Origin of the sequence: Sulfurimonas sp. (assembly GCF_041563035.1) — a bacterium.
Classification (GTDB): domain Bacteria; phylum Campylobacterota; class Campylobacteria; order Campylobacterales; family Sulfurimonadaceae; genus Sulfurimonas.
Genome location: NZ_JBFFNS010000019.1, coordinates 1 through 16,485 on the forward strand (window position 1 = coordinate 1; position 16,485 = coordinate 16,485).

Here is a 16,485-nt window from a genome sequence, read left to right on the forward strand (position 1 = left end):
CAGGCTGTTAGCAGCGTAGAGGAAGGATTACAGAAAAAGTATAACTACTCTTTTGATAAGTTAAGAAAAAATGCAAAGACTCTAAGTATAGATGCTATAAACCCGTTTGGAAAGGAGATGATATTTGGTATTACCTATGATGCAAAATATCATTTGTGGGTAACGGTACAAGGCAGCAAATCAGATGTTTTATATGAATTCTATAATGTAGCATTACTTTATGTGACTCTTTTTATTTTAATATTTTTAGCATTTTATGTGCTCTTTGACAATATCTCAACATCTGAAAAAAGAAAAAATGAAGAGCTTGTATTTCAAGCACAGCATGACACTCTTACAAGCCTGCCTAACAGAACGTACATGTATGATAATATACGTAATTGGAAGTCTAATCATAGAGAAAAATATCATGTTCTTTATATAGATTTGGATAATTTTAAAAATATTAATGATAAGTTCGGTCATACTGTAGGGGATAAAATATTAGTAGAAGTAGCTCATAGACTAGTTGAGTTCTTTGATGAAGAGGATATGCTTGTAAGGCAGGGCGGCGATGAGTTTATTGTTCTTAGAGAGTGTACTGACGAGGGGCATATAGAGTCACATATTCAAAGGTTAATAGATCAAATATCTAAAGTCTATCATGTTGACAACAAAGAGTTTAGAATCGGTATGAGTGTGGGTATTTCTCAATATCCAAAAGATGCTACAACAATAGAAGAGTTACTTAGTCTTTCGGATACGGCAATGTATGAAGCAAAAAAACGAAAAAACTCATACTGTCTATTCTCAGAGAAAATGCGCCATAACAATGTGGTTAGATCAGATATAGAACATGAACTTCGTGGAGCAATAGAGAAAAATGAATTATGGATGGCTTATCAGCCACAAATAAATGTAGATGGAACTCTTTATGGTGTTGAAGCACTTGTTAGATGGGATAATGCAAAACTTGGGTTTGTGGGACCGGACAAGTTTATTGCAGTTGCTGAAGAGACAGGACTTATGAGAGATCTTGGTGACTTTATTATAAAGAGTTCACTCAGAGATATAAAATCAACATATAAAGAACTAAATACCACATTCTCTTTGTCTATAAATATATCAGTAGTTCAACTCTTAGAGTCAGACTTTTTAGAAAACCTCTTAAAGGTTATGGAGAAAGAAAGATTTGACAAGTCATTTTTAACTCTTGAGATTACTGAAAGTCTATCTATAGAAGATTTGGATGAAGTGCTTCCACTTCTTCATGCTGTAAGAGAAGAAGGAATAGAAATCTCTTTAGATGATTTTGGTACAGGTTATTCATCTCTTAGCGTTTTAAGAGAATTACCGATAAACGAGCTTAAAATAGACAAGAGTTTTATAGATAAGATACTATATGATAAAAGAGAAAAAGCACTTGTTCAGAGTATTATAAACATAGGTAAAAACTTTAAGATGAAGACTCTTGCTGAGGGAGTTGAGAGTTTAGATCAGGTAGAAGAGTTAAAATTAGCTAACTGTGATATCTTTCAAGGATATTACTTCTCAAAACCACTCTCTAAAGAGCACTTGATTAAATATTTAAAAAAGGAAAAATAATGATAGAAGATAAACAAAGATGGAACGAGAGATATCAGGAGAGTCCGATGCCAGATCATGTAACAAGTATAGTTGAAAAATACATAGAACATGCAAATATTGGTCAAGCAATTGATTTGGCATGTGGTACAGGGAGAAACACTCACTTTTTAGCTGAGAAAGGTTTTGATGTAGATGCTGTAGATATTTCTGACTATGCACTTGAACTTGTAAAAAAATCACCTACTATTAATAAAATAGATACAGACCTGGACAAGTATAATATAACTCCAAAAAAGTATGATCTTATTGTAAATGTTAATTATTTAAACCGTCGTTTGATATCTCAGATGAAAGATGCACTAAAACCTGGTGGAGTAATCATATTTGAGACTTTCTTAGTTGCTCATGGTGACTTTAAACTGCCAACAATGAACTTGGACTACCTTTTACGTAAAAATGAGCTTCTGCACTACTTCATAGGTCTAGATGTTATTTATTACGAAGAACGTATAGAGACTAACCTTAAAGGTGAAAGAGTAAAAGTTGCATCTATAGTTGCTAAGAAAGAGTTGGCTTTATAAGCCCTCAAGTAAAACATACCAAAGTCTGTCTACCTCTTTATCATTTAAAAATATAGATGATTTGTTTTCAAAGAGCTCTATGAGAGATTCCTTGTTTATACCAAGAGTCTTAGAACAGGCTTTGTGTGTTGGTAGAAATGCACGCACTATAGATATTTCTTTTTCTTCTACAGGAAGAGAACATAGAAAACAGTTTAGTTCTGTGTGAAGTCTTCCCTCATTTTCAAGAAGCTTAACATATGCCTCTATAGCTACTCTTTTTGGGTTTTGTTTGTCCCAATTTTGGGATGCATAGTCTAAAAGATCGAAGTAAAAGTCATCTAATTCTTCTGCGTCTCTTAGATGTTTATGAAAGAGTGCGAGAAAATCCTGCCAAAGTTTAAGAAGTTTATAATCATTTATCCACTTAAAACCTATATGTATAACATCCTTGAGTCTTCCAATTGTAGATTTAGCACTATCTTCTATCTCATAGTCTATCTTAAACCCAAGATTTATGACACCATGTCTCGCTCCATAGAACCTATAAAGATTATCTAAGCTGCCCTTTGATACTATTGTGACTATTAAATCTTCATCTTTAACTTTGTTAAGATTAATGATGTAACCCTGCATTTTTTCGCTTCTTTTATACACATATTTAAAATTTACTATAGAAATTCTACTGATATTATACTTCTTTAAACCTTTAAATAGTACAATACATGACTTTGTCTCTAAATAGACTAAGTATGTTTAAAAAGAGATTAAATTTATATAAATTTAGTGACGAATTTACAAATTTTGGAGTGATTATGACAGAACATCATGATTTATTAAGATCATTTAAGGATAACTGTGGTTTTGGTCTTGTTGCCAACATCAAGAACAAAGCATCTCATAAGGTTCTAAACGACGCAGTTACTGCGTTAGAGAGAATGATGCACCGTGGTGCTGTTGCAGCAGATGGTAAAACAGGTGATGGTAGTGGTCTACTACTATCTATGCCAGAAGAATTTCTTCGTAGTGAAGCTTCTAAGCAAAATGTAGAACTACCTAAGCAGTTCGCAGTAGCATCTGTATTTACAAAAAATATAGATCATCTAGAGACTATTGAAGAGATTTGTAATAACAATGACTTAAAAATAGTTCTTACTCGTGATGTACCTATTGATATAAATGCACTTGGCGACCAAGCTATAGCTTCATTACCTAACATAGTTCAGTTATTTATTACTCCAAACTCTATTATGGCAACAAACAGATTTGATGCACTTTTGTATCTTTCTCGTAAAGAAGTAGAGCATAAACTCATAGAAGATAGAGATTTCTATATCTCTTCTATGAGTTCAAAGGTTCTTTCATATAAAGGTCTTGTTATGCCTACGCATATTAAAGAGTTTTATAGAGATCTTCAAAGTGAAGATTTCAAAATATCATTTTCACTTTTCCACCAAAGATTCTCAACAAATACTCTTCCTGAGTGGAGACTAGCTCAACCGTTCCGTGCAGTAGCACACAATGGTGAGATAAACTCTGTTGAAGGTAACCGTATAAATGTAGAGATCAAATCTGAGTCTATCAAGAGTGAAGTCTTTACAGATGAAGAGATTCAAAGAATCCTTCCTATCTTACAACTTAACTCTTCTGATAGTGCATCTGCAGATAACTTTTTTGAGTTTCTTATCGTTAACGGTATGGATTTCTTCAAAGCTGTTCGTGGTGTTATCCCATCAGCTTGGCAAAATGCTCCACACATGGATCCTGAACTTCGTGCATTCTATGAGTATCACTCAACTGTATTTGAAGCGTGGGATGGTCCGGCAGCATTCTCTGTAACAGACGGTCGCTATATTGGTTGTGTACTAGACAGAAATGGTCTTCGTCCTTCAAAATACATCGTTACTAAAGATGATAATCTTCTTATCGCTAGTGAGTATGGTGTTGTAGATATTGCAGAAGAGGACATCAAAGAGAGAGGTCGTCTTCAGTCTGGTGAGATGATAGGTCTTGACCTTAAGTTTGGAAAACTTCTTAAAAACGAGCAGATAAATGACTATCTAAAGAGTTCAAACCCTTATATGAAGTGGTTGAATGAGCACATGATCTACCTACAAGAGCATGTAGAAGTTCAGTATACTGATAAGTGTGATTTTGAGACAGAAAACTTTATCAAAAGACAAAGATTCTTTAACATTACTCAAGAGGTTGTTGAGCAGGTAATCGAACCTATGATTATGGAAGGTAAAGAAGCAGTTGGTTCTATGGGTGATGATACACCTTTAGCAGCATTTTCTAACAAGCAGAGAAACTTTACAGACTACTTCAAGCAAAAATTTGCTCAAGTAACAAATCCACCGATCGATCCAATCCGTGAAAAAGTTGTTATGAGTCTTAACACTGGTTTTGGTGAAGTTCACAATATTCTTGATGAGATCCCAAGTCACGCACATCGTCTAAAGTCTATTTCACCGATTATTACTCGTGAAAAACTTGATGTACTAAAATCATTTGGAGATAAGAGCTCACCTCGTTATCAAGCTTTTTATCACAATACTACATTTTCAACTGCATATAGCGGTTCTTTAAAAGAAGCTCTAGATGCTTTAACTGTTAAAGTTGTTGATTCTGTTAACAATGATGGTACAAGAATCATTATTTTAGATGATTATGAATTCAACCTGAACAATAAAATCATGCCAATGGCTATGGTTGTCGGTCGTCTTAACTTTGCATTACTAAAAGCTGGTAATCGTCATCTAGCTTCTATCGTATGTGTGACTGGTGAAGTTGTAGATTCTCACAGTGCAGCTGTGCTTATCGGTTATGGTGCAAGTGCTGTACATCCTAACCTTCTTTTTGCAACGGTTATAGATAAAATAGAATCATCAAAAATGATGACTATGGATTGTAGTGAAGGTATAAAATCAGTACACAGTTCACTAAATGCAGGTCTTCTTAAAATCATGTCTAAAATGGGTATTGCTACTATTGCTTCTTACCGTAATGCTGGGTTATTTGATGTTCTTGGTCTTAATGATGAAATAGTTAAAGACTGTTTTGAGAGTTCAAACTCGGAGCTTGGCGGACTAAATTACGAAGACATTGACGAGAGAATCACTAAGTACCATAAAGAAGCATTTGTAGAAGATGGTTTCAAGAAAATATTTCCATTAAACATTGGTGGTTTCTATAAATTCTACAGCGAACAAGAACACCACGATTTCGGTCCTGCGGTTATTCATGCTATTCATGCAATGGCAGATAGTGGTAAAACTGAAGACTATAACAAACTAAAAGACTTAGTAAATAAACGTGGTCTTAAGTTTATCCGTGATTTCTTTGAAATTAAATCAGACAGAAAAGCTATTGATATCTCAAAAGTTGAGTCAAAAGAGAAAATCTTCAAAAGATTTGCATCTGCTGCTATGAGTCTTGGTTCCATCTCTCCGGAAGCTCATGAGACTATTGCTATCGCTATGAATAGAATCGGTGCTCAATCAAACTCAGGTGAGGGTGGAGAAGATGTAGAACGTTTTGGAACTGAACGTAATTCTAAAATCAAACAAGTTGCATCTGGTAGATTTGGTGTTACACCTGCATATCTTAGAAGTGCAGAAGAAATTCAGATTAAAGTTGCTCAGGGTGCTAAACCTGGTGAGGGTGGTCAACTTCCAGGACATAAAGTAACTGCGTTAATCGGTAAGTTACGTCACACTGTTCCCGGTGTTACTCTTATTTCACCTCCTCCACACCACGATATTTACTCTATTGAAGATTTATCACAGCTTATCTTTGACATCAAACAGGTAAACCCTAAGTCAAGAGTAGCGGTTAAACTTGTTTCTACTATAGGTGTTGGTACTATTGCTGCGGGTGTTGCTAAAGCATACGCTGATAAAATTATCATCTCAGGTGGTGACGGCGGTACTGGTGCCGCTCCGCTTACTTCTATTAAGTTTGCAGGTAATCCATGGGAAATCGGTCTTAGTGAAGCTCATAATGCTCTTAAAGCCAATAACCTTCGTGGTCTTGTTGAAGTTCAGGCAGATGGTGGTCTTAAGTCTGGACTGGATGTTGTAAAAGCTGCACTATTAGGTGCTGAATCTTACGCATTTGGTACAGGTGTTCTTACAATCGTTGGTTGTAAGATGCTTCGTATCTGTCACGTAAATAAATGTTCTGTCGGTATTGCGACTCAAAACGAAAAACTTCGTGAAGAGTTCTTTAAAGGACACGTTGATCAAGTTATCAACTACTTTACTCTTTTAGCTGAAGATATTCGTTCTATCATGGCCGAACTTGGGTTTGAAACTATGGAAGAGATGGTAGGACGTGTTGACTTACTTAAAGTTGTAGAAGAACCTTTCGCTAAAAAGTTTGACTTCAGTTCTATTCTTCATCAAGAAGATGGTGTAAATACTCACCAGCAAGAGTTCAATCATCCTTTTGATGATAATGCATTTGAGCATGATGTTCTTAAAGAAGCTATGAGTGCTATCAAGCATCCTGAACATCCTATCAGAATCACTAGAGAGATAAAAAATGTTCATAGAAGTTTTGGTGCTCTAGTTTCTGGTGAGATCGCACAATACTACGGAGATGCAGGTCTTAAGGCTGATACTATTAAAATCAACCTAAGCGGTATCGCAGGTCAAGCATTTGGTGCATTTTTGATTCCAGGTGTATCTATATACCTAGACGGTGTTGCAAATGACTACATCGGTAAAGGTATGCACGGTGGTAAAATCATCATCACTTCTGATAATGAGGGTGAAGAGTACAGCGCAGGTGGTAACACTTGTCTTTACGGTGCTACCGGCGGTAAGCTTTATATCACTGGTTCAGTTGGTGAGAGATTTGCTGTTCGTAACTCTGGTGCTTTAGCTATTGTTGAAGGTTCAGGAGATAACGCCTGTGAGTATATGACAGGTGGTGTTGTTGTGATTCTTGGACGTACAGGTATCAACTTCGGTGCAGGTATGACAGGTGGTGTTAGTTTTGTTTATGATGAAGATCACAGTTTTGTTGAAAATGTCAACCGTGAGCTGGTAGAAGCTATCCGTATCGATACTGATGAGGGTGCAGATGCTAGACACTTACTTAAAAAATTACTAAAAGATTATGTCGTTGAGACAGAGAGTGCAAAAGCGAAAGAATTACTTGAAAACTTCAGAGTAGAAGTAAGAAACTTCTGGTTAGTAAAACCTAAAAACTTAACAAAACTACCTCTTAACCTAGAGAATGGAGACTAATTATGAAAGAATATTTAAAAACTGAAAGACTTGACCCTGCTAAAAGATTAGTCGTTGAGAGAACAAAAGATTTTGGTGAGATTTATGAAGTATTTGACCGTGATGATGCAGCTACTCAGAGTGAGAGATGTATCCAATGTGGTGACCCGTTTTGTCTAAACAAATGTCCACTTCACAACTACATTCCTCAGTGGCTTAAATCTGTTGCTGAAAAGGACTTGGAGTTTGCATTTAAACTATCAAATGAGCCTTCACCTTTCCCGGAAGTTATGGGTAGAGTTTGCCCTCACGACAGATTATGTGAAGGTGACTGTACTCTAAATGACGGACATGGTGCTATTACTATCGGTTCTATTGAGACTCACATTACAGAAGAAGGTTTCAAAGCTGGTTATAAACCGGAATTTCCTGGAATCACTACTGATAAAAGTGTCGCAGTTATAGGCAGTGGTCCTGCCGGTCTTTCCGCTGCTACATACCTTCTTCGTTCTGGGATTGCCGTAACTATGTATGAAAGAAGTGACCGTGCAGGTGGACTTCTGACTTATGGTATCCCTAACTTTAAACTAGACAAGAAAATAGTTGAACGCCGTGTTAAACTACTTGAAGAAGCTGGTCTTAAACTCTCTCTTAACTGTGAAGTCGGTAAAGATATCACTTTTGAAGAAATAGCTAACACTCATGACGCTATATTTATAGGTGTTGGTGCTACTAAGGCAAAGAGAGCATCATTAGCAGGTGAGCAAGCTTCTAATGTTTACGATGCAATGGATTACCTTACTGCTATGCAGAGAAAGAACTTCAAACTTCCGTATGATAAAAAGTTTGACTTCAAGGATCTTAATGTTGTAGTAATCGGTGGTGGTGATACTGCTATGGATTGTCTTAGAACTGCAAAAAGAGAAGAAGCAAGAAGAGTAAACTGTCTTTACAGAAGAGATGCTAACAACATGCCTGGTAGTAAAAAAGAGTATAAAAATGCTATGGAAGAGGGTGTAGACTTTACGTTTAACGCTTCTCCAAAAGAGATCATCTTAAACGAAGGCTCAAAAGCTGTAGCTGTTGAGATTATCAGAACTAACCTTGGTGCAAAAGATGAGAGCGGTCGTCAAAGAATGGAAGAGGTTAAAGGAAGCGAGACAAGAGTTAACGCTGATGTAGTTATCATGTCTCTTGGTTTTGATCCTGAAGTTCCTTCTTTCTTAGCTGAAAATGGCATCGAGACAAACAGCTGGGGCGGAATCGTTATAAACGAAGAGACTCACGAGACAAGCACTTCTGGCATCTACGCCGGTGGTGATTGTTTCAGAGGTGCTGACCTTGTTGTAACAGCTGCATACGATGGTCGTGAAGCTGCTAGAAGCATCGCGAAATCTTTACTTAAATAAATTAAACTTTTTTAACATCATCCTCAGCTATAGACTGAGGATGATAACTCTTTCTCACACTTCACTTTTTTCAACATAAACAATATATAATCTGTTTCCTTTGGTGCCATACTTTTAAACATTCATTATATATATACTTATTGCATCTTCTATAAATATTCATTATCATAAAATCATATCTTAGAACCTAAAACTAATATTATTTAATAAATTAGTTTTTATTTTAATACTAAGGAAGAACAGATGAAAGAACGTGTTTACCAAAGTTTAGTTGGTGTTTTAGTCGTGGCTGTCTCAGTCACTTCTTATCAATTATATAATCAAGACGGACAGACAAATAGTGTAGCAAAAGTGGCACAAGGCATAGATATTGCCAGTGCTAAACCAAAGTATGAGCATATCAGTTCAAAAGAGCTACTGATGCAACAACAAAGAAGAAATAAGTTAGAAAAAGTAAAACTAGATACTTCTCTTGTTGAGCTTCGTAACAGTAGACAAAAGAGCATGGCTATGATAAAGGAGTACAACAAAAAATATCCTAACAATCCTATATCACAAGACTTTGAAATAAATGCTATGCAAGATAGTGTATATGACTTTAACACTGCTCAGGTACAGCCTAGTTATGAGCAGATACAACAGCAAGTAGAGTCAACAAACAGAAAAATTGAAGTAGCACAAAGTAGCTCTTCTACGAAAAGTAGTGACTCTTCAAACGTTGCATCTAACTCTTACGGTGGCAGTTATGGAGGTGGCTCAACTTCTGCAAGCGTAGCTTTAAGTTCATCACAGCCTGCAACTCAAAATATAGCTCCTGTTGAAACAGATACACAAGCACCTGCATCTGAGCAAAAAGAGTTAGATAAAGAGTTGCTGTCTTACCAAGCGTCTATTGTTAATATTACGAAAGTAATAGAGCAAATAAACAGCAATCTAAACTAGGAGCAGATGATGATACTTAAACATATACTTTTAACTTTACTCTTTTTATCTATCAATGCTTATGCGATTGTTGGAGCGACAAAAGGTAGTGCAGATGTTGCACAGGGTAGTTTTACTTATGATGTAGAGATCATAACTCCAAAAGGAGTCTCAGGTCTTCAACCATCACTAAAACTAAACTACAACTCTTCAAACAGTGTCAACTCCATTTTTGGTGTTGGTTTTTCAATCTCGGGACTTAGTAGCATTACTAAGTGTAATGAATCTCTTTTTTCTGAAAAAGAAGATAGTTCTCGTAACTACAACTACTGTCTTGATGGGCAAAAGCTTCTCTTGGTAGATACGGCAGTGGAGTATGGTAGTGATAACAGTGAGTATAAAACTGAGATAAACAACCACAGTAAGATAGTTAAGACTACTTCAGGCTGGAAAGTCTGGTCTAAAGATGGACTTATCCACGAGTATGGAAATACGGCAGACTCAAATGATGGAGAAGTATTTTACAAGATAAGTAAAATCTCTGACAGATATGATAATGCCATAGACTTCATCTATGCATCTGAGAGTGAGCGTAGATATATCCAGCAGATAAAGTACTCAAACAACACTATAGACTTTATCTATGAAGATAGAGACGACAAAAAGAAGCTTGCATCTAGAGGTGTTAGTGCAAACATAGACAAACGTGTAAAAACTATCTCCATAAAAACAGCAAATCAAGAAGTCTCTTCTTATGAGTTGAACTATGAGTACAGCAATAACTTTTCAAGAATAACAGACATAACAGAGTGTGCTAATGGTGAGTGTTTAGAGCCTGTTGTATTTGCATGGGAGGAGTCTATACTTCAGTTTGGTGAGTATCAAAACTGGGGGCAAAATGCGAACCATGACCCTTATTATAGAACATCAGCTTCAGATACGCATGGTGTATACAGTACTTTTATAGACTTAAATGGTGATGGGTTACCTGATAAATTACACTATCATAATTTTACAACTGGTCAATTTGGATACTGGGTACAGATAAATAATGGAAGTGGTTTTGATGCTATAACTGATTGGGGACAAAATGCTACTGAAGAACACCAATATAGACCAACTTGGTCAGATGCCAGTGGTACATTAAGTATGTTTTTAGATATAAATGGAGATGGACTACCAGATAGAGTTCATCATCGTAATTATGATACCAGTCAGTATGGGCTCTGGGTACAAATAAATAATGGTGAAAATTTTGGTGAAATGAAAATCTGGGGACAACATATAGAAGCTGATGCTCAGGACAGACCTACTTGGTCAGATACAGCAGGTATTCTTAGTAGCTTTGTAGATGTAAATGGAGATGGCTTACCAGATAGAGTTCATCACCATAATTACGTAACAGGTCAGAATGGATATTGGGTACAGATAAATACGGGTACAGGTTTTGGTCCAATGCAAGATTGGGGACAGAATGCGTCAGATGGTGCACAATATAGAGTTAGCTGGGCAAGTGTAGATGGTGCTGTTAGTAGTTTTATTGACGTAAATGGAGATGGGCTTCCAGATAGAGTACATCATAAAAATTATACAACAGGTGAATATGGCTATTGGGTACAGATAAATACAGGACACAGTTTTGGTGAAATGCAAAATTGGGGACAGAATGCTACCAGTATTTATCAATATCAAACAACTTATTCTGATTCATCAGGTAGTATATTTAGTGTATTCCTAGATGTAAATGGAGATGGATTACCAGATAGAGTACACCATCGTAATTATGCAACCTCTCAAGATGGGTACTGGGTGCAGATAAATACAGGTACAAGTTTTGGTGAAATGCAAAACTGGGGACAAAATGCTACAAACAGTGCACAATATAGAATAAATTCAACAGATGCCAGTGGTACATTAAGTGGTTTCATAGATGTAAATGGAGATGGATTACCTGATAGGGTACATCATCATAATTATGCAACAAGTCAAAGTGGATATTGGGTACAGATAAATAACGGTGGACGTTTTGGAGAAATGGAGAATTGGGGACAAACCGCTACAGATGACGCTCAGTATCGAGTATCTTGGACAGATGCCAGTGGTACAATGGATAGCTTTTTAGATGTAAATGGAGATGGACTACCAGATAGAGTACACTATTATAACTATGACGTTGGACAAACTGGCTACTGGGTACAAATAAACCAAACTAAAAAACCAAAAATCATCTCAGTAACTAACTCAAAAGACCAAGACTTACAAATAGAGTATTCTGATTTGCGTGATACAGAGATATACACGTATATGAGTGCAGCCCAAGAATATGAACGTATACATGGAGTTCCACATCCTGATGGAGATGACTATACTGGTTTTCCAAAGATATATGTAAAAGCATCAAGCATGAACGTAGTAAAATCTTTCAAAGTTGCAGATGCAGTTGGTGGGTTTAATACTACTACATTTAAGTACGAAGGTTTTAAGGTTCATAGAGAGAGAGGTTCTCTTGGGTTTAAAAGAATAGAAACTTTCAATGATATCTCAAACACAAAAACTATAACTGAATATCATCAGGAGTTTCCATTTGTAGGAGTCTCAAAAAGTAGTGAGTCATACTTAGGTACTACACTTATCTCTACAGAGAGTAGTAGCATCCAACAACAAAGCTACTTTACTAGCAATCCAGCTATCTTAAACCTTGAGATGACGGGAAGTACACAAATAAAGAATGATATCAATGGAGCTTACCTACTTACACATGAAACTATAAACTCAAACTTCGATAAGTACGGAAATATCTTAAATATCCAGACAAATACAAAGAACAACACTGAGACATACTCAAAAATCACTCAAAACGTCTACACAAACGATGAGTCGAAGTGGATACTCTCACGTCTTACAAATGCAAAAGTGACACACATTCATGCTGACGCATCTACTATAGAGAAGACATCCGCATTTGTCTACGATGTAGACAAGGGAACTTTGACAGCAGAAGTCATAGAACCTGCAAGTGCTAAACAGCTTGCTAAGTCTTACCAGTACGATGCTTCAGGTAACAAGATACTTGAGAGTGTAAGCGGTACGGACATAGAAGCCAGAAGTACAAAGTACCTCTACGATGCAGAGGGTAAAAACATAGTAAAGGTCATCAACTCTTTAGATCACACTGAACTAAGAGAGTACGACATAAACAACCAGCTTACAAAAGTGACAGGTCCAAACGGACTAAGTACGACTTTTGCATATGACGCTATGGGTAAAAAAGTACTAGAGTTAAGAGCTGACGGCTCATCTACCTCTTGGACACACGCTTGGGACAGCTCAATACCAAACGCTATGTTTAGAGTTACTCAAAAGAGTACAGGTTCTCCTGAGTCTGTTGTCTACTTTAACAAAGCGGGTAAAAAGATAAGAACTATAAAAGTAGGATTTGACGGTTCAAAAATCTACGAAGATACTTTTTATGATGCACTTGGAAGAGTTGTAAAGTACACGACTCCACACTATGAGATAGATTCACCTGAGTACATTAACAACACATACGATGCACTTGGAAGAGTTACATCTACAGATAGACCGGGAGCTACAGGAAACAGAATCCAAAACACAGTTACTTATAGCGGTTTAGATGTTATGACTACGGAGGCTAATGGTCAGACAAAGACTACTAAAAACAACATCTTAGGTAAAAAGACAAAAGTCATAGAAGCAGACTCTTTTATAGACTACAAGTACGATGCATTTGGAAACCTAGTTCAAACTACAGACTCTAAAGGTAATGTCATCACACTTACATATGACCTATTTGGAAACAAGGTAGGAATGAACGATCCTGATATGGGCATCTGGGCTTATGAATACAATGCTCTTGGTCAGTTACTAACACAGACAGATGCTAAAGGTCAAGTCTCTACTATGACTTATGATCTTCTAGGTCGTATGATAAGCAGGGTAGAAGCTGAGGGTGAGACTACTTGGACTTATGACAGAAGTGTAAAAGGCATCGGAAAACTCTCTTTTGTCCAAAATGCGGACTACAGAAAAGAGCTTTACTACGATGATTTTGGAAGACTTGAAAATATAAAAGAGTTTATAGACGGTAACACATTTAACACTTCATATGTTTACAACAGCGAAGGAAAGTTAGAGAAGACCATCAGCCCTGATGGTTTTACATCTATCAACGAGTATAACGAGCAGGGTTATTTGCAAGCTGTTAAATCTCCTAAACTTATGAGTGATTTATACACTTACGATGAGATTAAAAATGCTATAGAAGAGAGCTTAAACACTTCAATGGGCTTTGCGAACGAGGCAGTAAACTACTCTAACCAAGCAGAGGAACAAAGAGCAAAAGGAAACCTCTTCTTATCTCTAGCCATAAACACAGCAGACGAGAGTTTAAAAGCGCAGTTAAACGACACAGCATCTCTCTCTATACAAACAGCACTACTTTTAAAAGACGCTTCAAGCGATGCACAAGATGAGTCGCTAAAAGCACTAAGCAGAGTAAACTACTTCCTAAAAATGGCTGGCAGATTTAATGATGCAGACTTTTATGAGTATGTAGCATCTAAGTTTAGAGATCAGACTCGTTTTTACATAGATATGGCACTTGTAAATCTTAACAACGCCATCACTTCAGTAGACGGCTTACTGGCAAACGGCTCACTAGATGCTGCTTACCTGCAACAAGAAAAAGATATGATTAACTCTCACATATCTCAAACACAGTCTCTTTTAGTTGCTGCTCAGGGTCTTTCACAAAAGGTTGTGAACTACAAGACTAAACACATAGATGCAGTAAACAAAGCTGAGACAACGACAAGTACTACATACTTCGATATGCTAGACGATGCAAACTTCAACTACTACTACAAAGTTCTAAAGGCTGATGAGTTTGGTAGAGTTGTAAGTGATATAGCTGGTAATGGGCTTATCACGAAAAAAGAGTACAACAAAGCAAACGGGCATCTAAACTACATCACTACAGGTTACAACGGTGACAATGATGTAAGAGATATCTCATATAGCTTTGATGATATGAACAACGTAGTATCTCGTACAGATGCGAAACAAAACATCACATCGAACTTTACGTACGATGCTATAAACAGAATAAGTACAGCAAACATAACAGGAGAGAGTTTCTCTACTGAGATACTTTACGCTTATGACTCAGTAGGTAACATACTAAGTAAGTCGGACTTAGGTTCGTATGCTTACCAAAAAGCCCATCAGGTTGTATCAGCAGGTTCTAACACGTATGAGTATGATGCAAACGGTAATGTAGTTAAGAAAAACGACACTACCATAACGTACAGCTCATACAACAAACCGACACAAATAGAAGACTCAAACCACAAGACAAACTTCTTCTACGCTCCAAACAGAGCAAGATACAAGAAGACTCTAGATGGTGACACAACATACTACGCAGGAAAACTTTTTGAAAAAGAGGTAATAGCTGCAACAGTAAGATACAAAAACTTCATCTACGCAGGTGGTAATCTTGTAGCGATAAATGTAGAAGAGGATGATGGAGACCTACTTGTACCAAGTGTAAGGTACTTACATAAAGGTGCTCTAGACTCTACAGATACGGTTACAAATGATTCTGGTGAAGTCATACAAAGACTAGCTTACAAACCTTTTGGTGAGAGAATAGTAGGTGACTGGATAAACCAGGTAGAAGACTCTCAAGCCATCACAAAAAGAGGTTTTACAGGACACGAACACATAAGCGAGTTCAACCTTATACACATGAACGGAAGAGTTTATGATCCTACTATGGGAAGGTTCTTAAGTGCTGACCCATATATACAAGCACCGTATGACACACAGAGTTATAACAGGTACTCATATGTTAAGAACAATCCGCTTAAGTATACTGATCCTAGTGGATTTTTCTTTGGATCGATTGTTAAGATGTTCAAGAAAGCTTTTAATTGGGTTAAGAAGAATATTAAGATGGTTGTGGCTGTAGTAGTAACAGTAGTTGTCGCTATTTGGGCACCATATTTATTACCTGCTATGGGTAAGTTTTGGGGAGCAGTAGTGACGGGAGCTATAGCGGGAGCCGCCAATGGTGCTATAATGACAGGAACAATCAAAGGTGCATTGACGGGTGCAGTCATCGGTGCAGTCAGTGCTGGTGTAGCTTATGGAATAGGTAATGTAGGTCAGGCAATGGCTAATTCTGGTAGTTCATCATTTAGTGTTGGTGCAACAAAGGCTATATTACATGGTGTATCAAGAGCTGCTATCGCAAAAGCACAAGGAGGAAGATTTAATGCAGGGTTTTGGAGTGGGTTTGCGACTTCAGCAATTTTGCCTTTTAGGTCATCTATAACGCAAAATAATTATTCTGCAAATGTTGCATTTAGTGCCGCTCTGGGCGGAACAATTAGTGAGATGTCAGGTGGTTCATTCGCAAATGGTGCAGTTGCTGGAGCTTTTATTTATATGTTTAATGATGCTAAACATGACTTTATTGACTATAAGGACCCTATGAAAGTTGCTTTAGGTCTAAGAGCAGACAGTAAAGTTGATGATTTTCTTGATAAAACTTTTGGTAGTTATGTAAGGGATGGAATAAAGGCTATATATGGATTCCATAAATCATTATCAGGTTTAGAAGTAAATATAAGTAATACAAAGAACCCGACTTCTAAGGCTTTGGGACAAATGCTATATTTAAAAACACAAGCAAATAGTTCTAATGTTCTTGATATTGATACAGGAGCTGGAATTATTGAAAATGAAATTAAGAAATAATAGGAGGAAAAT

At 36.8% G+C, this 16,485-nt stretch carries 7 protein-coding genes; 6 read left to right on the top strand and 1 reads right to left on the bottom strand.

Annotated elements, in window-relative coordinates; translation table 11 throughout:
* Together ABZC13_RS11155 and ABZC13_RS11160 are read left to right on the top strand one after the other, a co-directional pair.
* Window positions 1-1,584 (top strand): putative bifunctional diguanylate cyclase/phosphodiesterase (locus ABZC13_RS11155; RefSeq protein ID WP_373003634.1); only part of this gene is annotated, 1,584 nt, incomplete at its 5' end.
* Window positions 1,584-2,147: a class I SAM-dependent methyltransferase gene (locus ABZC13_RS11160; RefSeq protein WP_373003636.1), complete on the top strand. Its 564-nt coding sequence runs from the start codon at window positions 1,584-1,586 to the stop codon at window positions 2,145-2,147. The genes ABZC13_RS11155 and ABZC13_RS11160, both read left to right, overlap by 1 nt.
* Here the strand turns inward: ABZC13_RS11160 and recO are convergent.
* Window positions 2,142-2,762 carry a recombination protein RecO gene (gene recO, locus ABZC13_RS11165; protein ID WP_373003639.1) on the bottom strand — a complete coding sequence of 207 codons (621 nt, stop codon included), beginning with the start codon at window positions 2,760-2,762 and terminating at the stop codon, window positions 2,142-2,144. The two genes, ABZC13_RS11160 and recO, sit on opposite strands and share 6 nt — an antisense overlap.
* A gap of 179 nt (window positions 2,763-2,941) precedes the next feature.
* Between recO and gltB the strand changes: the two genes are divergently transcribed.
* The 4 genes from gltB to ABZC13_RS11185 all read left to right on the top strand — a co-directional run bounded on the left by gltB (window position 2,942) and on the right by ABZC13_RS11185 (window position 16,473).
* Entirely contained in the window at window positions 2,942-7,381 is a 4,440-nt protein-coding gene (gene gltB, locus ABZC13_RS11170) for a glutamate synthase large subunit (RefSeq protein ID WP_373003642.1), read from the top strand.
* A gap of 2 nt (window positions 7,382-7,383) precedes the next feature.
* Window positions 7,384-8,769, top strand: coding sequence for a glutamate synthase subunit beta (locus tag ABZC13_RS11175; RefSeq protein ID WP_373003645.1), 1,386 nt, complete (start codon window positions 7,384-7,386; stop codon window positions 8,767-8,769).
* 243 nt (window positions 8,770-9,012) lie between these two features.
* Window positions 9,013-9,711 carry a hypothetical protein gene (locus ABZC13_RS11180; RefSeq protein ID WP_373003648.1) on the top strand — a complete coding sequence of 233 codons (699 nt, stop codon included), beginning with the start codon at window positions 9,013-9,015 and terminating at the stop codon, window positions 9,709-9,711.
* Window positions 9,712-9,720: 9 nt separating this feature from the next.
* Window positions 9,721-16,473 (top strand): RHS repeat domain-containing protein, encoded by a 6,753-nt coding sequence (locus tag ABZC13_RS11185; RefSeq protein ID WP_373003651.1) that lies wholly within the window; start codon window positions 9,721-9,723, stop codon window positions 16,471-16,473.
* The last annotated feature ends 12 nt before the right edge of the window (window positions 16,474-16,485 follow it).